Annotated in this window: 20 protein-coding genes; 10 read left to right on the top strand and 10 right to left on the bottom strand. The window is 61.7% G+C overall.

The genetic code is table 11. The annotated features are described in order from the left end of the window. Window positions 1-77 precede the first annotated feature (77 nt). A complete protein-coding gene (locus tag AAC850_RS09080) occupies window positions 78-1862 on the bottom strand; it encodes an ABC transporter transmembrane domain-containing protein (protein WP_340588401.1) in 1785 nt (594 codons plus the stop codon). Between the two features lie 232 nt (window positions 1863-2094). Here AAC850_RS09080 and AAC850_RS09075 point away from each other — a divergent pair, with 232 nt between their 5' ends. After that, window positions 2095-3315: a polyhydroxyalkanoate depolymerase gene (locus AAC850_RS09075; RefSeq protein ID WP_340588556.1), complete on the top strand. Its 1221-nt coding sequence runs from the start codon at window positions 2095-2097 to the stop codon at window positions 3313-3315. Between the two features lie 261 nt (window positions 3316-3576). Here AAC850_RS09075 and AAC850_RS09070 read toward each other — a convergent pair whose 3' ends face one another. From AAC850_RS09070 to AAC850_RS09060, 3 genes are read right to left on the bottom strand one after another with little or no spacing between them, the layout of a single operon-like run. Then, window positions 3577-4194, bottom strand: coding sequence for a DUF4126 domain-containing protein (locus tag AAC850_RS09070; protein ID WP_340588400.1), 618 nt, complete (start codon window positions 4192-4194; stop codon window positions 3577-3579). 50 nt (window positions 4195-4244) lie between these two features. Next, entirely contained in the window at window positions 4245-5612 is a 1368-nt protein-coding gene (locus tag AAC850_RS09065; RefSeq protein ID WP_340588399.1) for a putative O-glycosylation ligase, exosortase A system-associated, read from the bottom strand. Then, the gene (locus AAC850_RS09060; RefSeq protein WP_340588397.1) at window positions 5605-5763 is read right to left on the bottom strand and encodes a hypothetical protein; all 159 of its coding nucleotides are present in this window, start codon (window positions 5761-5763) and stop codon (window positions 5605-5607) included. Before AAC850_RS09060 ends, AAC850_RS09065 begins: the two co-directional genes overlap by 8 nt. Window positions 5764-5848: 85 nt before the next feature. Between AAC850_RS09060 and AAC850_RS09055 the strand changes: the two genes are divergently transcribed. From AAC850_RS09055 to AAC850_RS09035, 5 genes are all read left to right on the top strand, one after another. After that, a complete protein-coding gene (locus tag AAC850_RS09055) occupies window positions 5849-7078 on the top strand; it encodes a TIGR04063 family PEP-CTERM/XrtA system glycosyltransferase (RefSeq protein ID WP_340588396.1) in 1230 nt (409 codons plus the stop codon). Between the two features lie 44 nt (window positions 7079-7122). Continuing rightward, window positions 7123-8646 carry a hypothetical protein gene (locus tag AAC850_RS09050; RefSeq protein WP_340588395.1) on the top strand — a complete coding sequence of 508 codons (1524 nt, stop codon included), beginning with the start codon at window positions 7123-7125 and terminating at the stop codon, window positions 8644-8646. A 72-nt stretch (window positions 8647-8718) separates the two neighbouring features. Then, complete coding sequence (locus tag AAC850_RS09045; protein ID WP_340588394.1) at window positions 8719-8883, top strand: hypothetical protein; 165 nt, start codon at window positions 8719-8721, stop codon at window positions 8881-8883. A gap of 28 nt (window positions 8884-8911) precedes the next feature. Then, window positions 8912-13504, top strand: coding sequence for a glutamate synthase large subunit (gene gltB, locus AAC850_RS09040; RefSeq protein ID WP_340588555.1), 4593 nt, complete (start codon window positions 8912-8914; stop codon window positions 13502-13504). A 12-nt stretch (window positions 13505-13516) separates the two neighbouring features. Beyond that, window positions 13517-14953 carry a glutamate synthase subunit beta gene (locus AAC850_RS09035; RefSeq protein WP_340588393.1) on the top strand — a complete coding sequence of 479 codons (1437 nt, stop codon included), beginning with the start codon at window positions 13517-13519 and terminating at the stop codon, window positions 14951-14953. A 17-nt stretch (window positions 14954-14970) separates the two neighbouring features. Here the strand turns inward: AAC850_RS09035 and AAC850_RS09030 are convergent, their stop codons facing one another. From AAC850_RS09030 to ung, 3 genes are read right to left on the bottom strand one after another with little or no spacing between them, the layout of a single operon-like run. Next, window positions 14971-15510, bottom strand: a complete 540-nt coding sequence (locus AAC850_RS09030; protein WP_340588392.1) for a hypothetical protein — start codon at window positions 15508-15510, stop codon at window positions 14971-14973. After that, on the bottom strand, window positions 15507-15833 hold the full coding sequence (locus AAC850_RS09025) for a TraR/DksA C4-type zinc finger protein (protein ID WP_340588391.1): 327 nt from the start codon (window positions 15831-15833) through the stop codon (window positions 15507-15509). The genes AAC850_RS09030 and AAC850_RS09025 overlap by 4 nt, the downstream gene beginning before the upstream one ends. Window positions 15834-15885: 52 nt before the next feature. Beyond that, on the bottom strand, window positions 15886-16575 hold the full coding sequence (gene ung, locus AAC850_RS09020) for a uracil-DNA glycosylase (RefSeq protein ID WP_340588553.1): 690 nt from the start codon (window positions 16573-16575) through the stop codon (window positions 15886-15888). A 178-nt stretch (window positions 16576-16753) separates the two neighbouring features. Between ung and AAC850_RS09015 the strand changes: the two genes are divergently transcribed. The 4 genes from AAC850_RS09015 to AAC850_RS09000 all read left to right on the top strand — a co-directional run bounded on the left by AAC850_RS09015 (window position 16754) and on the right by AAC850_RS09000 (window position 19333). Beyond that, a complete protein-coding gene (locus tag AAC850_RS09015; protein ID WP_340588390.1) occupies window positions 16754-17212 on the top strand; it encodes a hypothetical protein in 459 nt (152 codons plus the stop codon). Between the two features lie 210 nt (window positions 17213-17422). Next, on the top strand, window positions 17423-18040 hold the full coding sequence (locus AAC850_RS09010) for a ribonuclease D (RefSeq protein WP_340588389.1): 618 nt from the start codon (window positions 17423-17425) through the stop codon (window positions 18038-18040). Between the two features lie 25 nt (window positions 18041-18065). Then, the gene (locus tag AAC850_RS09005; protein ID WP_340588388.1) at window positions 18066-18737 is read left to right on the top strand and encodes an LPS export ABC transporter periplasmic protein LptC; all 672 of its coding nucleotides are present in this window, start codon (window positions 18066-18068) and stop codon (window positions 18735-18737) included. Between the two features lie 50 nt (window positions 18738-18787). Further along, on the top strand, window positions 18788-19333 hold the full coding sequence (locus tag AAC850_RS09000) for an LptA/OstA family protein (RefSeq protein ID WP_340588386.1): 546 nt from the start codon (window positions 18788-18790) through the stop codon (window positions 19331-19333). Here AAC850_RS09000 and AAC850_RS08995 read toward each other — a convergent pair. The 3 genes from AAC850_RS08995 to AAC850_RS08985 all read right to left on the bottom strand — a co-directional run bounded on the left by AAC850_RS08995 (window position 19330) and on the right by AAC850_RS08985 (window position 21678). Then, a complete protein-coding gene (locus AAC850_RS08995; protein ID WP_340588385.1) occupies window positions 19330-20037 on the bottom strand; it encodes a hypothetical protein in 708 nt (235 codons plus the stop codon). The genes AAC850_RS09000 and AAC850_RS08995 overlap by 4 nt on opposite strands. Beyond that, window positions 20034-21314, bottom strand: coding sequence for an O-antigen ligase family protein (locus AAC850_RS08990; protein ID WP_340588384.1), 1281 nt, complete (start codon window positions 21312-21314; stop codon window positions 20034-20036). Before AAC850_RS08990 ends, AAC850_RS08995 begins: the two co-directional genes overlap by 4 nt. 91 nt (window positions 21315-21405) lie before the next feature. After that, complete coding sequence (locus AAC850_RS08985) at window positions 21406-21678, bottom strand: hypothetical protein (protein ID WP_340588383.1); 273 nt, start codon at window positions 21676-21678, stop codon at window positions 21406-21408. Between the last annotated feature and the right edge of the window lie 63 nt (window positions 21679-21741).

Raw genomic sequence — 21741 nt, 5'->3', positions numbered from 1 at the left:
GTCGTTACCAACTCGATTAAGAGCCGATTCCCCTCGACGCAAGACTTGGCTGCGCCTCCTCGCCGAAGGAAAGGCCTTCAGGCGAGCGCCGCGTCGTCGAATTGCAGCGCTGCCAGCCGCGCATAAAGGCCGCCGGCAGCTGTCAGGCTGGTGTGGTCGCCCTGTTCGACGATACGCCCGCCATCCATCACGATGATCCGGTCCGCCGCGCGCACGGTTGCCAGACGGTGGGCAATAACAAGCGTAGTCCGGTCTTGCATCAGGTGCTCCAGCGCATCCTGCACAAGCCGCTCGCTTTCGGCATCGAGCGCACTGGTCGCCTCGTCGAGCAGGAGGATCGGGGCATTGCGCAGCAGCGCACGGGCAATGGCGACGCGCTGGCGCTGTCCGCCCGAAAGCCGCGCCCCGCCCTCGCCGAGGAAGGTATCGAGGCCGTCAGGCAAATCGCGCAGGAAATCTTCGGCATTGGCGGCGCGGGCCGCATCCCAGATCGCCTCTTCGGACGCTTTCCATGCACCGTAGCGCAGATTGTCGCGCGCGCTTGCGGCGAACAATATGCCTTCCTGCGGCACCAGCGCCATGCGGCGGCGGATGTCCGCCGGATCGGCCTGCGTCAGCGGCACGCCATCGAGCTTGATCGCGCCTTTCTGCGGATCGTAGAACCGCTCCGCCAGCTGGAAGATCGTTGATTTGCCCGCGCCCGACGGGCCGACGATGGCGACTGTTTCGCCTGGTTCGATCGTGAGGCTGAAATCGGCAATCGCCCTTTCGCCGGGCCGTGTGGGATAGCTGAAGCTGACATTGTCGAACGCCAGGCTGCCGCGCGGTGGCTGCGGCAGGGCCTGGGGCCGTGCAGGCGGAGCAATGGCGGGCTGTTCGTTCAGCAATTCGTTGAGGCGTCCCGCTGCACCGGCGCCGCGCAGAAGATCGCCATAGACCTCGGTCAAGGACCCGAACGCGCCTGCCGCGATCATTCCCCCCACAACGAAGGAGGTAATAGTGCCGCCGGTAATTGTCCCTTCGCTGACAAGGATCGCGCCGCGCCACAACAGCAGCGTGATCGACCCGAAAATGAGCGTCATGACCGTGGCGGTCATCACCGCGCGGATCAGGATGCGCTTCTTGGCCATTGCGAAGGTTTCATCCACCGCCACGCGGAAGCGACCCGCTTCGCGCTCTTCCTGGTTGAAGCCCTGCACGATCTTCATGGCGGAAAGGATTTCGGTGGTGATCCCGCCAACTTCGGCAACACGGTCCTGGCTGGAGCGGCTGACATTGCGCAGCCGCTTGCCGAACAGCGCAATCGGCACGATGACGACCGGAATTCCCGCCAGCAGCCAGACGGTCAGCTGCGGGGCGAGCCAGAAGAGGTAGCCGGTGCTCAGGACAGCCATGATCAGATTGCGCAAGGCGACCGATACCGTCGTGCCCACGACCGTTTCGATGATCGCGGTGTCCGATGTCATCCGGCTGCTGATTTCCTTAGGGCTGTTTTCCTCGAAGAAGGAGGGCGAGAGCCGCAGGAGATTGGTGTAGACCGCCTCGCGAATATCGGCGACGACGCGTTCACCGATCCAGCTGACGAAATAGAAGCGCAGCGCGGTCCCGATACCCAGCACGCCGACCAGCAGCAACAGGTAGCGAAACCAGCGGTCGATATCGCCGTCACCGCCGAAGCCGCGGTCGATCACCAGCTTCAGGCCATAGGGTATTGCAACCGACATCACCGCTGCCGTGACCAGCAAGGCAATGGCCGCAAGGGCGATCTGGACGGGGTATTTCATGGCCTGGCGGAAAATCATCCGCAGCGGGCCGAGCGTCTTGGCGGGGTTGGCCTGATCGATGGGATGAAGGTCTGCCATGCGTGGATGTCGCCCTACCCCAATCGCCGTTCTGGTCAAGCCAGCCCGCCACCGCCCTACGTATGCATTGGCAAATGGAACTCATGCCGCGTTGCAACATTGGGTAAAACAGGGCATGTCCAGCCCACACAGCGCCGCAGGCTTGCCGCAGAACACACGATAATGGCAGCAGCAGGCACCATCTGGCCACCGTTGCGACAGGCGGCCACTACTTACGTTGGGACGCAAACACTTGCTCTATTCCGCTTACGAAATGCAAAAGGCCTGGTTCACCTCGGCCAGCAATTGGGCCACGGTGGGCGCCAATTTGCTGGACAATCCGGCCCTGCCTATGGGCTATTTCGGCATGGGTCCGGCCGCTGCCAGCGCGCTGAAGGTCTTTGCCCACGTCTATGAGGATCGCGGCAAGCCCGATTTCGATCTCGATCCGGTCGAAATCGATGGCGAAATGAAGCCGGTGTCCGAAAGCGTGGTGTTCGAAAAGCCGTTCGGCAATCTGCGCCGTTTTGCGCGTGACGATCTTCCCGAAGATGCTCCCAAGCTGCTGATCGTTGCCCCGATGAGCGGGCACTACGCCACATTGCTGCGCGGAACGGTGCAGCGGATGGTCGAAAACCAGCAGGTGTGGATTACCGACTGGGCCGATGCGCGGCAGGTCCCCATGTCAGCCGGTCGCTTCGATCTCGACGATTACATCGATTACCTGATCGAATTCCTGCAATTCATCGGTCCGGGTGCTCATATGCTGGCTGTCTGCCAGCCGTCCGTACCCGCATTCGCGGCGACTGCCGTGATGGCTGCCGAGGATGATCCGTGCCGTCCCAAGTCGCTCACCATGATGGGCGGCCCGATCGACACGCGCGCCAGCCCGACCAGCGTGAACGACCTGGCGATGGACAAGCCGCTGAGCTGGTTCGAGAACAACGTCATCGCCACGGTGCCGTTCAACTATCCGGGTGCCGGACGCGAAGTCTATCCCGGCTTCCTGCAGCTCGCTGGCTTCATAAGCATGAACCTGTCCGATCACATGATGAGCCATTACGAGATGTTCAAGCACATGACGCTTGGCGACCAGGACAGCGCCGACCGCACCAAGCAGTTCTACGACGAATACCTCTCGGTGTGCGACATGACGGCGGAATTCTATCTCCAGACGATCGAGCATGTGTTTCAGGAGCATTCGCTGCCCAAGGGTGAATTCGTGCATCGCGGCAAGGCCATCGACCCCGATGCGATCAAGGATACCGCATTGCTGGCTATCGAAGGCGAGCTGGACGATATCTCCGGCATTGGCCAGACCCGCGCCGCGCTCGACCTTGCAGAGCACCTGCCGCTAGCAAAGAAGAAGTATCACCTCGCCCGCGATGTCGGCCATTACGGCATCTTCAACGGCAGCAAGTGGAGAAACCGCATCGCTCCGGTGGTCGAGGAATGGCTGCGGGCGAATAGTTGATTTCGGCCCGCCCATCCGGGCGTGCCATCCTCGGTGCTGTTCCCTCCGCTCCGCTGCGGAACACCTGCGGGCGGCCAGTCGGCCTTTGTCGTTCGCTCGACGCGCCCGAGGCTAGCGCTAAAAAGCTATTGTTATGCCAGAACCGTCGCTCTTGCGACGGCAAGTGCGACTGCGCGCCCGCAGCGGGGCCAGCTTGCTGGCCATCTAGCGAGGACGAAGTCGCGGATGCGACTTCCTGAAAAGAATCCCTTCCCCCGGGAGCTATCCCTCTGCCTTCTTCTCCCGCCCAAAGACCTTCCGGAACAGCCTGCGGACCGCGAGCATCAGGCCGATGGCGAGCGCCAGCAGCAGAGCCGCCACGCCCGCTGCGGCCCAGGGATATTCGTAGACGAACCACATCAGCCCGACGGTCGCGACATCCTCTGCCGTGGACATGGCGATGTTGCTGACAGGTTCGGGGCTGGTGTTTATCGCCGCGCGCGCTCCGGCCTTGCCGCCGTGCGCCAGCAACGCGCCGCCTCCGCCAAGCAGGAAGGCAATCACCTGCATCGCAGGATCGCCCGGATCGACGATGGCAAGCGCCAGCATGGCTCCGCCCACTGGCCGGACCAGAGTGTGAACCGTGTCCCAAGCGCTATCGAGCCACGGCACCTTGTCGGCGAAAAACTCTGCCAGCGCGCCGAAACCGGCGATGCCCAGCACCCAAGGATTGGCGAGCACCTGCAGCGATTCGAGATGCTCGGGTAGCGGCACAACACCGCTGCGCATGGCCAGGCCAGTTCCCAGGATAACGATGTAAAGCCGCCATCCCGCAAGCAGGCTGGCGCTACCGGCTATGCCGATGATTTCCATGATGCCAAGGCTTGCTGCGGTGTCCATGGTGCGGGACTATCCCGCAGCCGCGCCTGCTTGTCGAGGGCGGCGGCGGTTCAGGTGGCGGCAGGCTGCTGTATGGATGCGATCTTCGTGGCAGCCGGAGAAGGATCGGACCCCTCGCGTGCCAGCTTCCATTGGCTCCACACTGCACATTGCATGGCGATCAGGATGAAAACGAAGGACTGGAACGCGATACCTACGAACAGCGCGCCGACAAGGAATATGATCTGCGCGTGCTGCAGCGCAGTGGCGAGATCATGCATGAATGCGTCACGATCGCTGCGATGCGCCTTCTCCCGCCACCGGATGCGTTCCATCTGCCACAGGCCAAGCCCTTGCAAGGCGAGCCAGAGAAACAGGCCGAGCCAGCCTTGCTCGCCCAGCACTTCGAAATAGGAAGAATGGTAGGCGCGCGCCTCGTCTGTCACCTCGCTATAGGTAATCTGCCGGTTGCTCCCCTCTCCAGTGATGGCGGGCAGGTCATAGGTAAAGCTGTTGCCGCGATAGGCATCGAAGCCGCCACCAGCCGGATTTTCGAGCGCGTAATTGTAGGTCCATTTCCACACTTCGATGCGGGTCGAGGCGCTTTCGTCAGTCCGGAAACCGGTGATCGTCTGCATCCGCTCGACATATTCGCTCGGCAGGAACGGAACGGAAGCGATCATGGCGATGCCCGCCAGCCCGGCGAACAGGAAGCGATGTCGCACCTGCCGCAGCATCAGCACGCCAAGCACCGCGATGCAGACGAGGCCGGTGCGCGCATTGGCACCTATGGGGATCAGCAGGCAGGCGAATATGAGCGCGACGGAAAAAATCCACACGGTCCAGTGCGGCTTGAAGATCGTTCCGCGACGGGCAAGGAACAGCACCAGCGGGATCGTCGCGATGGCGGCGGTCGACATGATGGACCCTTCGTAAAGGCCCGAATCCTGGTCCACGAGCATCGTGAACGAGCCGTATCCGCCACCTCCGAACACGGTTTTCATCCCGCCATTGATTGCATTGGCCCCGATCGACAGCACGAACACCAGCACAGCAGCTTCCAGTCGCAGCCTTGTGCGCAAGGTGAGCGGGAGGAAGGCGGCGAAGAACATGCCCTTCCACACCCAGTCCCATTTTTGCCAAGCGAATTCCTGGAATACCGCGCCCAGCGTCGTGTAACCGCACCACGCCAGCAGCGCGACGATCAAGCCTTGTCGCAAGGTAAAACGGCTGCCTTCCTTGCTGTCGAGCAAGACATATCCGGCAAAGGCGGCGACAAAGACGACCAGCGACAGATGCAGGCTGCGGATCAGCCCCCAGCCGATCAGCTGGGGCGAGACGATATCGACATAGATATAGAGCAAGACCCAGAGAAACGGGCGCTTGAGGCCCATCAGCAGGATGGCGCCGATAAATCCGAGGAGGACAAGATCACGCATCGCCGGTCCCGCTTTCGCGGTTCTTCAGCCACGGCCTGTCCGGTTCCGCTTGCACCGCTTTCTCGTCATCGAGCTCGGCACGGAACAGCAATCGCCAAACGGCGACCATGATCAGGCCGTGTGTCAACACAATGGAGAAATAGTCGATCAATGGATACGTCCGGCAGTTGCTCGATCTTGCCATAGGGACAAGCTCTTGACGGCCCGTTAAGCACAATATGGCAGGGGGAATGTCGATGACCCGGATTCTGCACGTTCTCGACCATTCGCTGCCGCTGCACAGCGGCTACACCTTCCGCACGCGCGCCATACTGACGGCGCAGCAGGCGCTGGGCCTCGAGGTGCGCGGCATTACCGGGCTGCGCCATGGCGCCGATGGCCCACCGGTCGAAAAGGTGGACGGTTTCACCTTCCATCGCACGCCGGGCGAGGCGCACGGACCAGCGGGCCTGAAAGAATGGCGCGAAATCGGTGCCTTGGCCGATGCGATTGTTGCCTTGGCACAGGATTGGCGCCCCGATGTGCTGCACGCACATTCGCCGGCGCTTGACGGGCTGGCCGCCGTTCGCGCTGGCAAGAAACTCGGCATTCCGGTCGTATACGAGATCCGTGCATTCTGGGAGGATGCCGCTGTCGGCAATCTGACCTCGCGCGAAGGCTCGCTCAAATACCGCCTAACCCGCCATTTGGAGAACATGGCTGTAAGGGGCGCGGATGCTGTCATGACGATTTGCCAGGGCTTGAAGGACGATCTCGTGTCGCGCGGCGTTGCTGCAGCCAAGATCGGCATCATGCCCAATGGCGTCGACCTGACGATGTTCGGCGAAACGGCTGCGCGCGACGATGCTCTGGCGGCGGAACTTGGCTTGGGCAATGGTCCGGTGATCGGCTTCATCGGCAGCTTCTACGATTACGAGGGGCTGGACGATCTGATCGCCGCCATGCCCATGCTGGTCGAGCGCCACCCCGACGCACGCTTGCTGCTGGTCGGCGGGGGGCCGATGACCGATATGCTGCAGGCACAGGCCGAAGCCTCGCCCGTCGCCGATGCGATCCGCTTTACCGGACGTGTGCCGCATTCCGAGGTCGAGCGGTATTACGCGCTCACCGATATCATGGCCTATCCGCGCAAGCGCAGCCGCCTGACCGATCTTGTGACCCCGTTGAAGCCGCTTGAGGCCATGGCGCAGATGAAGCTGGTGGCAGCGAGCGATGTCGGCGGACACCGCGAGCTGGTGACGCACGGCGCGACCGGCGCGCTGTTTGCGCCCGACGATTCCGCCGCCTGCGCCGCCGCGCTTGCCGACCTGATTGACCGGCGCGGAGAATGGTATGCCATCCGCACCCGCGCTAGAGCCCACGTGCAGGACGACCATGACTGGCACAAAAATGCCAATCGTTATCTTGGCGTTTACCAAACCCTGCTAGCCAAAGCGCCGAATGGCCTCATTTCCGACGCCGCCTGAGATTTCGGGTGGTTTCGCACAGGGGCGCGGAACAGGATATTATCGTGGCGACACTCCCGATGGACCAAGCTGGGCACAATAGCGGCGGAGGCAAGCCTCCGGTCAGCGCGCACCGGCTGTTTCCGGCAATTGTAGGCCTTTGGTTTGCTGCCCTTCTGGGCCTTGGCAGCCTTATCGCGCCAATGCATGTGATAGAGCGGCTGGTCGGCATGACCGGCCTCGCCAATATGCTCCCCGCGGCCCAAGCTCCGCTCGGCGGAACTGCGGTTGCGATCGTGGCACTAGTTGCCGCGATTTTCGGCGGCCTCGCCGGTTTCGCGATTGCGCGCCGGATACAGGCGCGGATTCTGGAGTCCGCCATGGCAGACGATGATCCCTATGACGACGCCGACACGCTCGACCTCGTCGTGGCCGAAACGGCGGATGATGTGCAGGACGAGCCCGTCGAAACCATCGAAGCGACCGAAGACGACGCTGATGATCGCCCGCGCCGGCGTCGCCCGCTGACCCTCGCTGAGAATGCTCCCGAAAGTGACCTCCTGCTCGTCGTGCCGCTTCCCGGTGACAGCGACCAGGATGCCGCGTTTGACGAGTATGCCGAGGTCGAAGTGCTTGACGCTTCCGAGATCGAAGCTCCGGTCGAGTTCGAGAATGAACAGGAAGACGAAGCCGGTTACGAGCACTCCGGCGAGGACGCCTTCGCTGAAGACGAGATCGACGAGGTCGACCCCTTCCCGGGCGCCCTTGATGACTATTTCGATGGCGAGCCGGATGATGCACCGGAAGACGACGCCGCTGCCGAAATTCTCGCCCCGATCGCAATTACACAGGAGGACATGGTGCCGCCCGTACAGGATGACGAGGCTGCACCGCCGCTGGCATTCTCCCCGCCCTCACTCGCACGTACCGGCGATGAACCGGTGGAAGATGGGCAGGAACCCGTCGAAACCAATGACGAGTGGCCCGAGGCCGAAGCGGCATCAGTGCCTGATTCAAGCGATGTCGAAGACGTGCCCTTAGAGCCGGTCAGCACGTCCACGTCGGACGATCTGGCCGAGATGGGTCTGGTGCAGCTCGTCCAGCGGCTCGAAAAAGTACTCGACGAGCACCGCGCATGGAGCGCTGCGCGTGCTGCCGAGCGGGAAGCGGGCACACCTGCCGAGCAACCCGTTGCACGCGAAGTGGCGCCAAGCTTCACGCCCGCACCGCCAGATGAGGCTGCCTGTGCGATGGCTGAATATTTCGGTCGCGCGCAAGGCACTCCCGCTGCCGTTACTTACAACGAGCAACCGGAAAGCGTAGTCGAACCAGAAAACACCGCCGACGCGGAGATTGCAGAGCCGGCGGACGCCCCCGATCCGGTCGAAGGCACTGCAATTTCGGAACGCGATGCCAGCTATCGCGCCTTGTCATCGATTGACAATCCCTTCAGGCCGCAGGCCGGAACGGTGCAACATGCCCGCGCACAGCAAGTCTCGCATACAAATGCGCAAAAGGCGCCGGCGGTGGCCGACAATGACGTGGCGCTCCGCGATGCGGTGCTGAACCTCCACCGAATGCTGGATTAAGGCACGCTCGCCGCGCCTGCGAAGCTGTCTTGTGCGGCGCACAAGACCTTGCAATATTCCCTTCCTGTCGCCATGAGGTCGTTTCGCGACATTTTCGTGCAGCTTTGGGCTGTTGATTCGCGTTTCGTTACCGATGAAACCGGTTTCGAGGCGCGCTTCACATCCGGCCCGGGACTGGACGAGCAACAGGAAGAGTTGAAGATTGACCGAGTATCCCGCGCCACGTGGCCTGTATGATTCCGTAAACGAGCATGACAATTGCGGCATGGGCTTTGTCGCCCATATCAAGGGCGTCAAATCGCACGGAATTATTACACAGGCGCTGGAAATCCTCGCCAATCTCGACCACCGCGGAGCGGTCGGCGCGGACCCCTTGCTGGGTGATGGCGCAGGCATTCTGGTGCAGATTCCCGACCGGCTCTATCGCAAGTGGGCGGACGGCGAAGGGCTGACCCTGCCGCCAGCGGGCGATTACGCGGTAGCCATGTGCTTCATGCCGCAGGATGATGCGGCACGCGAATTCATCAGCAACCAGTTCGAAAAGTTCATTGCCAAGGAAGGCCAGAAGCTGATCGGCTGGCGCGATGTGCCCACTACGCAGGACGGACTGGGCAAGGCCGTGCTCGATTCCATGCCGGTGATCCGCCAGTGCTTCATCGCGCGCGGCGACAATTGCGCCGACCAGGACGCGTTCGAACGCAAGCTGATCGTAATCCGCAAGCAGACGCAGAACCCGCTCGCCGAGCTGGCCGAAAAGCACGACATGCCGGAGCTGACCAAGCTCTACATGCCCAGCTTCTCCAGCCGCACCGTGGTCTACAAGGGCCTGCTGCTGGCAACGCAGGTCGGCAGTTTTTACGACGATCTGCGCGATCCCGATTGCGAGAGCGCATTGGGCCTCGTCCACCAGCGTTTCAGCACCAACACCTTCCCCAGCTGGCGGCTTGCCCAGCCGTTCCGGCTGATCGCGCATAATGGCGAGATCAACACCGTGCGCGGCAATGTGAACTGGATGAACGCCCGCCGCCGCACGATGGAAAGCGACCTGCTGGGTGCCGATCTCGACAAATTGTGGCCGATCGTGCCGCACGGCCAATCGGACACCGCTTGTCTCGACAACGCGCTCGAATTGCTGCTGCTCGGCGGATACAGCCTCGCCCATGCGATGATGATGCTGATCCCCGAAGCCTGGGCACGCAACGAGCTGATGGAGCCGGGGCGCCGCGCCTTTTACGAATATCATGCCGCGCTGATGGAACCATGGGATGGCCCTGCCGCCGTCGCCTTTACCGATGGCCGCCAGATCGCCGCCACGCTCGACCGCAACGGCCTGCGCCCGGCGCGCTACTGCGTGACCAAGGACGATCTGTGCATCTGCGCTTCGGAAAGCGGCGTATTGCCGGTGGCGGAAGAGGATATCGTGCGCAAATGGCGGCTCCAGCCGGGCCGCATGTTGCTGATCGACCTAGAGGAAGGCCGCATCATCGAGGATGAGGAGCTAAAAGCCCAGCTCGCCGCCGCGGAACCTTACGAGGAATGGCTCGACCAGGCGCAATACAAGCTGCGCGACCTCGAAGCGATCGAGACCGACCGCGAGGCGGTGCAGGAAAATCAGGTAAGCCTGCTCGATCGCCAGCAGGCCTTTGGCTACACGCAGGAAGATATCTCCCGCTTCCTCGAACCCATGGCAGTGACGGGCGATGATCCCATCGGATCGATGGGCACCGATACCCCGATTGCCGTGCTCTCCAAGCGTCCGCGCCTGCTGTACGATTATTTCAAGCAGAATTTTGCGCAGGTCACCAATCCGCCGATCGACCCGATCCGCGAAGAGCTGGTGATGAGCCTGCTGACCATGGTCGGCCCGCGCCCCAACCTGCTCGGCCGCGATGCCGGCACGCACAAGCGGCTCGAAATCAGCCAGCCGATCCTGACCAATCGCGGGATGGAAAAGATCCGCTCGGTCGAAGCGAGTCTCGATGGCGCGTTCCGCACCGAAACGATCGACATCACCTGGGATGCGGAAAGCGGGGCCGAAGGCCTCGACATGGCGATCAAGGAAATGTGCTGGGCGGCAACCGAAGCGGTGCTGCAGGACAAGAACATCCTGATCCTGTCGGACCGCAAGCAGGGCCCGGACCGTGTTCCCATGCCCGCACTGCTGGCCACCGCCGCCGTGCATCACCAGCTTACCCGCCAGGGTTTGCGGATGCAGACCGGCATCGTGGTCGAAACCGGCGAAGCGCGCGAAGTGCATCACTTCTGCGTGCTGGCGGGTTACGGCGCCGAAGCGATCAACCCCTATCTCGCCTTCGAAACGCTGGAGGACATCCGCCAGAAGAAGGCTCCCGAACTCACCGTCGAGGATGTCGAGAAAAATTACATCAAGGCGGTCGGCAAGGGCATCCAGAAGGTCATGTCCAAAATGGGCATTTCGACCTACCAGTCCTATTGCGGCGCGCAGATCTTCGACGCGGTCGGCCTGTCCACCGCGTTTGTCGACAGCTACTTCACCCGCACTGCCACCACGATCGAGGGCGTCGGCCTGGCCGAAGTGGCGCAGGAAACCGTGCGCCGCCACGCAGCGGCCTATGGTGACAATCCGATTTATCGTAACATGCTCGACGTTGGCGGCATCTACCAATACCGCCTGCGCGGCGAGGAACACGCCTGGACGCCTGCCAATATCGCGCAATTGCAACACGCAGTGCGCAGTGAACAGGGTGGCGATGCGAAGGATCAGTACGATGCCTTCGCCAAGAGCGTGAACGACCAGGCCGAACGCCTGCTCACGATCCGCGGGCTGATGGAATTGCACAAGGCGGACGAGCCGATCCCGCTCGATGAGGTCGAACCCGCTGCCGAAATCGTCAAACGCTTCAGCACCGGCGCGATGAGCTTCGGCTCGATCAGCCATGAAGCGCATTCGACGCTGGCCGTGGCGATGAACCGCATCGGCGGGCGCTCGAACACCGGCGAAGGCGGCGAGGAACCGTTCCGTTTCAAGCCCCTCGACAACGGCGATTCCATGCGCAGCCGCATCAAGCAGGTGGCGTCTGGACGCTTTGGCGTCACGACGGAATATCTCGCCAATTCGGACGATATCCAGATCAAGATGGCGCAGGGCGCAAAGCCCGGCGAAGGCGGCCAGTTGCCCGGTCACAAGGTCGACAAGCGTATCGGCAAGGTGCGCCATTCGACACCGGGCGTGGGCCTCATCAGCCCGCCGCCGCATCACGACATCTATTCGATCGAAGACCTCGCGCAGCTGATCCACGATCTCAAGAACGTGAACCCCGGAGCGCGCGTATCGGTCAAGCTGGTGTCCGAAGTGGGCGTGGGCACGGTGGCCGCAGGCGTTTCCAAGGCGCGTGCCGACCATGTGACGATTTCCGGTTATGAAGGCGGCACCGGCGCTTCGCCGCTCACCAGCCTGACCCATGCGGGCAGCCCGTGGGAAATCGGCCTTGCCGAAACGCAGCAGACGCTGCTGCTCAACGATTTGCGCAGCCGCATCGCGGTGCAGGTGGATGGCGGGCTTCGCACGGGCCGCGACGTGGCCATCGGCGCGCTGCTTGGCGCGGACGAATTCGGCTTCGCCACCGCTCCGCTGATTGCCGCGGGCTGTATCATGATGCGCAAGTGCCATCTCAACACCTGCCCCGTCGGCGTCGCCACGCAGAACCCGGAACTGCGCAAGCGGTTCGTCGGCACGCCAGAGCATGTGATCAACTATTTCTTCTTCGTGGCAGAGGAACTGCGCGTCATCATGGCCGAAATGGGCTTCCGCACGGTCGAGGAAATGATCGGGCGCGTGGACCGGATCGACATGAAGCGTGCCATCCGTCACTGGAAGGCCGACGGCATCGATCTGACGAAGCTGCTGCACTCGGTGGAAATCCCCGAAGGCAAGAAGCCCTACCAGACAGAGGTTCAGGACCACGGCCTTGGCGCGGCGCTGGACAACCAGCTGATCGAAGCGTGCCAGCCCGCGATCCAGCAGGGCGAAAGCATCCAGCTCGACCTGCCGATCAAGAACCTCAACCGCACGACAGGAGCCATGCTGTCGGGCGTGATCGCCAAGGCGCATGGCCATGCCGGCCTGCCGGTCGATACCGTCCGCGTGAACTTCACCGGCACCGCCGGGCAGAGCTTTGCCGCATGGCTGGCACACGGCGTGACGCTCGACCTGGTCGGCGATGCCAATGACTACGTCGGCAAGGGCCTGTCAGGTGGCCGCGTGATCGTACGTCCGCCCGAGGGCGTGGACCGCAACCCGCTCGAAAACATCATCGTCGGCAATACCGTGCTCTACGGCGCGATTTCGGGCGAGGCATTCTTCAGCGGCGTTGCCGGTGAACGCTTCGCCGTGCGCAATTCGGGCGCGGTCGCGGTGGTCGAGGGCACAGGCGATCACGGCTGCGAATACATGACCGGCGGCGCGGTCTGCGTGCTCGGCCCCACGGGTCGCAATTTCGCTGCCGGGATGAGCGGCGGTGTCGCCTACGTCTACGATCCGGACGGCACTTTCGCGCAGCACTGCAACATGGCGCAGGTCGATCTCGAGCAGATCAATGCATCTGCCGACGACCCCGAAGGCATGGGCCTGCCGCAGCAGCGCCCCTCCACGGTGGACGATCTGGGCATGGGCGATCCGCTGTATCACGATGCCACGCGCATCAGGATATTGCTGGAACGGCACAAGCTGCATACCGGCTCTGCCCGCGCCGCCGCGCTGCTGGAAGATTTCGACAACACGCTGGGCCACTTCGTGAAAGTGATGCCAAAGGATTACCGCCGTGCGCTGGAGCAGCTCGAAGCAGAGCGCGATCAGGCCGCCTCGGTCGCAGCGGAATAAGGGTCAGGACTGATGGGTAAAGAAACAGGCTTCCTCGAAGTCGACCGCGAAGAGCTGGAATATGCCGATCCCAAGGAACGGGTGAAGCATTACAAGGAGTTCGTTATTCCGCCGAGCGAGGAGCGGCTGAAAAACCAGGCCTCGCGCTGCATGAATTGCGGCATTCCCTACTGCCACAACGGCTGTCCGGTGAACAACATCATCCCGGACTGGAACCACCTCGTTTACGAGGGCGACTGGCGCAATGCACTGGAAGTGCTTCACTCGACCAACAACTTCCCCGAATTCACCGGTCGCATCTGCCCCGCGCCATGCGAGGCGTCGTGCACGCTCAACATCACCGACGAGCCGGTGACGATCAAGAACATCGAATGCGCGATTGTCGATCGCGGGTGGAAGGAAGGCTGGATCAAGCCGCAAGTGCCTGCTCGCCAGACGGGCAAGAGCGTGGCGGTGGTCGGTTCCGGCCCGGCAGGTCTCGCCTGTGCCCAGCAGCTTGCCCGTGCAGGCCATTCGGTCACCGTGTTCGAAAAGGCCGACCGCGTCGGCGGACTGCTGCGTTACGGCATCCCCGACTTCAAGATGGAAAAGAGCCAGATCAATCGCCGTGCGGTGCAGATGGAGGCCGAAGGCGTCACCTTCCGCACCAGCACCGAGGTTGGCGTCGATATCTCGATCAAGTCGCTGAAGGAAAATTTCGACGCGGTCGTGCTCGCCGGCGGTGCCGAACATCCGCGCGTGCTGGAAATTCCCGGCGCAGAATTGCCCGGCGTACGCCTCGCGATGGAATTCCTCACCCAGCAGAACAAGCGCAATGCAGGCGATGACGAAACCCGCGCCGCGCCGCGCGGGACGCTGACCGCGACCGGCAAGCACGTGATCGTGATCGGCGGCGGCGATACCGGCAGCGACTGCGTGGGCACGTCCAACCGGCAAGGTGCTGCCTCGGTCACGCAGATCGAGATCATGCCCCAGCCACCCGAGAAGGAAAACAAGCTGCTGACCTGGCCCGACTGGCCGATGAAGCTGCGCACCTCCTCCAGCCACCAGGAAGGCGTGGACCGTGACTGGGCCGTGCTGACCAAGGAAGTTGTCGGCGAAGATGGCGAGGTCACCGGCCTCAAATGCATGCGCGCCGACTGGTCCGAAGGCCAGCTCAAGGAAGTGCCCGGCAGCGAATTCACGCTGAAGGCCGACCTGATCCTTCTCGCCATGGGCTTCCTTGGGCCCCGCAAGCAGGGCATGATTGACCAGTCAGGCGTCTCGCTCACCGATCGCGGAAATGTCGATGCCAACACGCAAGACTATCGCACGTCGGACGATCACATTTACGCTTGCGGCGACATGCGGCGCGGCCAGTCACTGGTCGTCTGGGCCATCCGCGAAGGCCGCCAGTGCGCGGCCAGCGTGGATGAGGCGTTGATGGGTGTCACAGAGTTGCCGCGCTAGGCGCGGGCGAACGCGGATCAGGAAATCACGCCAGTTTTTGGCAGGCGCCTAAAACGCGATCCGATGGCAAGGACAAGCTTCACCAGAGAAGCTACCAGAAGCCCAATGAGCGGGATGGTGGCGAGGAGCTCTTTCCACCATGGCGTCCAGCTGCCGCAACCATCCAATATGAGAAATTCCGGGTCAGGAAACCGCTCGGGGCACCCCAGATCATTCAGGAAGCTAGATTGGTTGAAGAAAGCAGCTGCATCGTGAAAACAGAGCAGCCCCAATGGCAGTCGGTAACTGGCGGCAAGCTTTAGTGCGTGGTTCCTGCTCTCACCGCGCTGGATGAAATCCCCCAAGTGCCAAAGCCAGAGCAACGCGAAGAGGAGAATATATACTTCGATTGATTGGTTTATCGGCCAAATCCAGATCGAAGAATTTTCAGAGCTCAGCGGAAGATCAGGAAGCGCTCGGGCGAACCACTGAAACCCGGCGAAGGTCAGCACGAACAGGTGCAGTACCAACATGCTCATCAGCCAATGCCGCAGCTTGCACCGATAGGCTGCGCTCATGCTGCACACTTCACGCAGCGCGCAAGGCTCGGGTCGCCGCTCAGACGTCCTTCCGCGATCTCTTCGCCGCAGCCGGCGCAATAGCCCCACTCGCCTTCGTCGAGCCGCTTGAGCGCCGCGCCAATCCGGGCGCGTTCGGCTTGGCGGCGGCGCTCTTCGGCCTGCGCCATCGCCTGCTGCTGCATCGCGTCCATGCGCGACAAGCGCCCGACGCTATCCTGTTGCAGCGTGACAGGCTCGCGCGATTGACCGCTCAGCGCGTCGAGCCGGTCCAGCTCTTCAAGGCGCGCGGTGAGCGCGGTGCGGGCGTCGTCTACGTTCATGCGGGCACATGGCCGTTTTTTCGCATCAGGACTGTGCTCCATGTGCTCCACATTAGCTTTCCAATCGCCAGTCGATGCCGCCCCGGCCATGCTCCTCCAAGAAAGCATTGGTGCGGCTGAAAGGCCGGGAACCGAAGAAACCGCGATAGGCCGACAGCGGGCTGGGGTGCGGGCTTTCGATGAGCAAATGCGGCCCGTCCTTGCGCAGCGACGCAATCCGCTTGCCCTTGGCCTGTGCATGGCTGCCCCAGAGGATGAAGACGCTCGGAACGCTACGCTCGGCCACCGCAGCCACGCAGGCATCGGTAATCGTATCCCAGCCGCGCCCGGCATGGCTTCCCGCCTGCCCCTGCTCGACTGTCAGCGTATTGTTGAGCAGCAGCACGCCCTGCCTCGCCCAGCGTGCCAGATTCCCGTGATCGGGCCGCGCCATTCCAAGGTCGGTTTCAAGCTCCTTGAAGATATTGGCGAGCGATGGCGGCGGTTTGACGCCTTCGGGTACCGAAAAGCACAAGCCGTGTGCCTGGCCCGGCCCGTGATAGGGGTCCTGCCCGAGGATCACGACTTTCACGCTGTCCAGCGGAGTCAGTGCGAGCGCCTTCAAGCGGCAGCCGCGCGGCGGATAGACCTGCTTGCCTGCATCCTCCTCCGCGCGCAGCCAGCTTCCCAGTTGGCGTGCTTGCGCGGTTGCCAGCACAGGCTCCAGCGCGCCGCGCCAGCTATCGGGAATGGTTTCGAACATTTGAGCAGTCATACGCAGCAAATCATTAGTTCACAAAAACGGAATTTCGTTTGGAAATACGGACAATTTCGTTTGGAAAAAGTCTCATCTCATTCGCTTACGTGCAAAAGTTCTTGCAACCGGTTGCAACCAAAGACAGTCGCCGACAGTCGATTAAGCAGTTGGAAAGGATAGTTAAATGATATCAAACGCTGGAGATAACGACGGCAGTCCGAATACACCTCCTACGCCGAGGGTGCGCCAGCGCGTGCGCACGTTAGTCGGGAGACAGCAAAGCGCCAGAAATGCCACCCGTCACGGCGCATTGAGCCAGCAAATCGTTGGAGAGCTCGAGGAGATGGAGGCCTACGACGAGTTGCTCAATGAGCTTGAGAATGAATACGTCCCTGAAACAGCGACGGAATATTCGCTCGTTCAGCGGCTGGCAACTTTGATCTGGCGGGAACGCAGGCTTGCTAAATCAGAGGCGCAAAAGTTGCGGCAGTATGAATGCGAAATAGTTCCGGGCGGCCAACGAACACCATTCCCGATAGAGCAACAATTACTAGTCGGAAGATACCAAACGATGTTATCTAACCAAATAACGAAAACAATTGAGCAGATAATAGTAATGAAGGACGCTCGCAGAAACACCTAGTTAACGCGATTTTTTAAATGAGGGATACCTTCAAGTGATAACATAGATTGAGTTCTAATTTGGAAAACTTCCGCTTTTTGCTCGCGGTTTTAAGGCCATCCTATCTGGGTGATTTGTTTTGGCTTGCTGTTGTAGCGGTCGCGATCTGTCTTGTATCCTCTTTGGTCGCTCTTCCCTCCAACCCCCAATCCGCCTAAGAGCTTTCCCACAATGGCTGTACATTATCACGAAGAAGACCTTCCCGAAGGCGTGCTCGCCGATGGCCCCGTGGCTGTCGATACTGAAACCATGGGCCTGATCACCGCGCGTGATAGGCTGTGCGTGGTGCAGATCAGCGATGGCAATGGCGATGAGCACCTGGTGCGCTTTGCCAATGGCAGCGCCTATGATGCTCCCAACCTTAGAGCCGTGCTGGCCGATACGTCGCGGGTGAAGATCTATCACTATGCGCGCTTCGACCTTGCTGCGATCGAATATTACCTTGGCGTCGAGGCGGGGCCGGTGTTTTGCACCAAGATCGCCAGCAAGATGACCCGTACCTATACCGACCGGCACGGATTGAAGATGATCGTGTCCGAATTGCTGGGCGAGGATATCTCCAAGCAGCAGCAATCATCCGATTGGGGCGCGCCCGAACTGAATGACGCGCAGCGCGAGTATGCCGCTTCCGATGTGCGCTATCTGCACCGTTTGCGCGATGTCTTGCAGGAACGGCTCGAACGCGAAGGGCGCTCTGACATGGCGCAGGCCTGCTTCGATTTCCTGCCGACCCGCGCGCGGCTCGACATTGCGGGCTGGGCCGACAAGGACATTTTCAGCCACGAGTAATGCGCTCGTGCGTTAAGGTAAGGATATGACGCTCGCCGCCGACCAGATGCGCACCAAGCGCCAAGCATTTGCCGCACCGGGCAGCGCGCTCGACCGGATCGTGCGCCTGCTTGCCGTGGGGCTTCCTGCACTGGTCGGCGTGATCGCCGCGCTGATGATCATCACGCCGCTCAGCCCGCGCGGCGAAGTAAGCTTCTTGCTCGATCGCAACAAGGTGGCAATTGCCGATGACCGGTTGCGCGTGGACGATGCCATGTACCGCGGGCAGGATGACAAGGGCCGCCCGTTCTCGCTGATGGCAGGTTCCGCCGTGCAGCGCAGCAATTCGGTCCCGGTCGTGGCAATGGAAGAATTGATCGCCCGGATCGTGCTGCCCGATGGGCCAGCGGTGCTATCCGCCGCTGCCGGATCGTACGAAATGGATGACGACAAGGTTCGCATTCCCGGCATCGTGCAGTTCACCGCTGCCGACGGGTATGAAATTGGCGCAAACAACGTGACCCTCGACCTCGCCAACCGCGTCCTGCTCGGCGAAGGTCGGGTTAGCGGGGTTATCCCGGCAGGCCGGTTCCAGGCGGACATGATGAGCGCGGACCTTTCCGCACGCACATTCTCGCTGGTCGGCAATGCGCGGCTGGTGATGGTGCCGGGGCAACTGCGCTTGCCCAGCGGCATGACTATGAGCGATTTCGAATGAGACGGCACGATATGATGGATAAGACAATGCAGCAGCATAGCAGCACCCGAATGCCACTCCGCAAACTCGCGCTGCGCGGGCTGTGCGCCGGACTGCTGGCTGGTGCCGTTTCGGCAGTCGGGTTCGGATCGGTTGCCGGAGCGCAGAATATCGCCGGTTTCAACTCCAACCAGCCGGTATCCTACGCCGCGGACCGGATCGAACTGCAGGACCGACAGAACCGCGTAATCCTTTCGGGCGATGTGGTGATCCAGCAGGGCGATCTGCGCCTCACGTCGGCACGCACGACCGTTGCTTATACCGACGCTGGGACCCTGCGCATCCAGCGCATCCAGGCGAGCGGCGGTGTGGTCGTTACCCGCGGTAGCGAACGGGCGCGCGGCGATGTGGCGGTCTATGATTTCAACCGCCGCGTGATCATCATGTCGGGCGGCGTCTCGATCAACCGCGCGGGTGATACGCTCGACGGCGGTCGGCTCGTGATCGACCTCAATTCGGGTGTCTCAAGTGTCGATGGCGCAGGATCGCGGCCTGCCAACGGTCAGGATGCGGGCCGAGTGTCGGGGACTTTTGCGATTCCTGAAAGCGGCAACTAGGCCGGGCAGATTTCGCGCAAGCGTGCGGCTGCGGAGTCTTCGTTCTCAAGTACGTAGTTTTGGATTACACGTTCAACAATTCTGCAATCGAGGGTGGCTCCCTGCTTCGCGGCGAGCACCAGTGTGGTGGAATACTTGTCCGGCGGCACAGTCCCGGCAAGCGATCGCAGGGCATTGTCCTGCCAATGGCCGGGCGCGGCAAAACGCCGGGCGAGCGCAACTTGACCGTCGGGCGTAGCGACAAGCTGACCGGCTAGGACTAGCGCAGCTTCGCGCATTTCTCCGATGGAAAGCAGCGCGCTGATGCGTTGCGCTGCAATGTCGTGATTGCCCTGTTCGATGGCGGCCTGCGCAACTGCCTGTTGGATGATGGGCGCACGCCAACCGCGAGTACTGGCCGCTTCGATAGCTGCGATCGATTGCTCATTGCGCTCACTCAAAGCGGCCGCAATTGCCAGCAATTCGAGATTTTCGGCTGGGAGGGGCCGAGCCGTCACCAGTGCCTCAGCCTCGGCGATTGCACGCTCGCCCTGCTGCGCCGCGATGGCCTGACGTGTACGCTGCTCTGCCGCGAAGCCGGAGAAAGCCGGGGGCACAAATCGGGCAAGGTGCGGTGCAAAGCGCGACGACCGGTCGAGCTGAGCGAAGCTGGCGACAACAAAGACTGCGGCCAGTAAGCCCCACCAGAGGAACCGCCCCATCATGGCAACGCCTTTTTCTCGCGCACGAGCATTACGATGAGCAAGGCAGCAAAGCACAGCAGAGTCTGATTGCGCAACGGATAGTCGAACGCAGATTGAAGCGCGATGCAAGCGACTCCTGTGCCCGCAGCGAGCGGCGGCCAAACATTAGCCGACGCTCGGCGCGGGATTGCCGAGACTAGAGACCATATCAGCCAACCGGCAGCCAGCAAGAGCGAGCCGAGGCCACCCTCGATGGCAATCTCCAGCCAGTCGCTGTGCGCTCGTCCTGCCTTTCGCGACGAGACATATTCCAGCGATTCATGCAGTTGGAAGACTTCGTCAAACGTACCCATGCCGCTGCCCACGGGCCAATATTGGCCTACTGTGTATGCGCCATCTTCCCATATCTCGGGTCGATCAGCCGCCCCGGTTGAGAACCGCTTAACGCTGTCAGCAACGCGTCCCCCTGACACGAAGGACGCGCCTAGCGCTCCGCCGAGCAACGCGACGCCCGCCAAGGCGATAACGAGCGTCCTGACCTTTGGCGCGTCGCTGCCATTGCGTCTGGACAAGTGACTATATGCCAGCCGCATGAGCCAGAGGACGGCGACTAACAGCAACAGTGCCATTCCAGTGCGTGACTGCGTCAAGACCACGCTGAGGGCAAACAAGAGTGCTACCGCGCCAACTCCCCAGGACCAGATCACGTTGCGCGGGCGAGGCAGGGCGGCGAGCAGCGCCGTTGCCATCACAAACAGCAGAGCAGTCGAGTTACGATTGGTGAAGGTTGCATAGAATGTGTTTGGCGAGGTGCGCTCAGCATACAGGAGGCCTACGTTATTCGCTGAAGCCAATTGTACGGCCCCCAGCGCAAATGCGGCAAGAGACGCCCACAATGCAGCGCGCACAAGAGACAACTTCTGCTCCTGGGCAAGAAGACTACCAAGAATGATAATCGTTGCGGGTGCTAATGTGCCGCAGAAGGCGACCAGCGTGCGCGCCGGATCGACGCTGGCGGGGAACCAGTCCTGTGCGCCGGTCCCGACAAGGTTTAAAGTGGCAGAGATGGGCTCGCGGCCGGGCAGGTTTTGCCAAATTAACGGCGGAAGCGGAACGAGTTGCACCAGCGGGAGCGCAACGCTTGCAAAAACCAGCGCACGAAGTGCCGTGGGCGCCTCTCGCACGAAGCGAAGCACCTGATCGGGATGCACCGCAAGAATAATCAACGCGCAAAATTGGATCGCGAGATTGCGCAGGCCATAGGCCACGCCCCCGCCGCCGAGGAACAGCGAAAGCACTATCAGAATGTGAAGATGGAGAAGCGGGGAGAAAAATCCTCCCCCGATATTCGCAGGCAGTCGAGCAGGAGCGACTTGCACCCTTGCTGGATCAGCCACCCGTACCCGGCGAAGCATCATTACCTTCGGACGCATCACCAGCAATGATAAAAGCGATCCCCGCCCCGATCAGAAGCAGTGTGAGAAGCAGGTAAATGCCTGTATCGTCATCATCATCGTTGGCAAGCAATTCGCTGCTCGAAACAGCGGTTGGCGCACGATCTATCATCACACCGGCCTCCATGGCGCGAGTGTTGGCTTGCGCCGCAATCGGCGCGAAAACCAAACCAGCAGCGGCAACGGACGCTAGGAATTTCTTCATCATGTAAAACCTCATACGGAGCGCTTGCAGCGTCCCTAGACTATAAATTACACTGGCCGAATATCG

Source organism: Erythrobacter alti, assembly GCF_037996805.1.
GTDB lineage: Bacteria > Pseudomonadota > Alphaproteobacteria > Sphingomonadales > Sphingomonadaceae > Alteraurantiacibacter > Alteraurantiacibacter alti.
Note: the sequence above shows the minus strand (reverse complement) of the source record. Positions and strands in the feature narration are given on the sequence as shown.

Bases quoted from the DNA above. Each gene is read 5' to 3' on its own strand.
- AAC850_RS09080 (WP_340588401.1), bottom strand. From the start codon at position 1,862: ATGGCAGACCTTCATCCCATCGATCAGGCCAACCCCGCCAAGACGCTC.
- AAC850_RS09070 (WP_340588400.1), bottom strand. From the start codon at position 4,194: ATGGACACCGCAGCAAGCCTTGGCATCATGGAAATCATCGGCATAGCC.
- AAC850_RS09065 (WP_340588399.1), bottom strand. From the start codon at position 5,612: ATGCGTGATCTTGTCCTCCTCGGATTTATCGGCGCCATCCTGCTGATG.
- AAC850_RS09055 (WP_340588396.1), top strand. From the start codon at position 5,849: ATGACCCGGATTCTGCACGTTCTCGACCATTCGCTGCCGCTGCACAGC.
- AAC850_RS09045 (WP_340588394.1), top strand. From the start codon at position 8,719: ATGAGGTCGTTTCGCGACATTTTCGTGCAGCTTTGGGCTGTTGATTCG.
- gltB (WP_340588555.1), top strand. From the start codon at position 8,912: ATGGGCTTTGTCGCCCATATCAAGGGCGTCAAATCGCACGGAATTATT.
- AAC850_RS09035 (WP_340588393.1), top strand. From the start codon at position 13,517: ATGGGTAAAGAAACAGGCTTCCTCGAAGTCGACCGCGAAGAGCTGGAA.
- AAC850_RS09030 (WP_340588392.1), bottom strand. From the start codon at position 15,510: ATGAGCGCAGCCTATCGGTGCAAGCTGCGGCATTGGCTGATGAGCATG.
- AAC850_RS09025 (WP_340588391.1), bottom strand. From the start codon at position 15,833: ATGAACGTAGACGACGCCCGCACCGCGCTCACCGCGCGCCTTGAAGAG.
- ung (WP_340588553.1), bottom strand. From the start codon at position 16,575: ATGTTCGAAACCATTCCCGATAGCTGGCGCGGCGCGCTGGAGCCTGTG.
- AAC850_RS09015 (WP_340588390.1), top strand. From the start codon at position 16,754: ATGATATCAAACGCTGGAGATAACGACGGCAGTCCGAATACACCTCCT.
- AAC850_RS09010 (WP_340588389.1), top strand. From the start codon at position 17,423: ATGGCTGTACATTATCACGAAGAAGACCTTCCCGAAGGCGTGCTCGCC.
- AAC850_RS09005 (WP_340588388.1), top strand. From the start codon at position 18,066: ATGACGCTCGCCGCCGACCAGATGCGCACCAAGCGCCAAGCATTTGCC.
- AAC850_RS09000 (WP_340588386.1), top strand. From the start codon at position 18,788: ATGCCACTCCGCAAACTCGCGCTGCGCGGGCTGTGCGCCGGACTGCTG.
- AAC850_RS08995 (WP_340588385.1), bottom strand. From the start codon at position 20,037: ATGATGGGGCGGTTCCTCTGGTGGGGCTTACTGGCCGCAGTCTTTGTT.
- AAC850_RS08985 (WP_340588383.1), bottom strand. From the start codon at position 21,678: ATGATGAAGAAATTCCTAGCGTCCGTTGCCGCTGCTGGTTTGGTTTTC.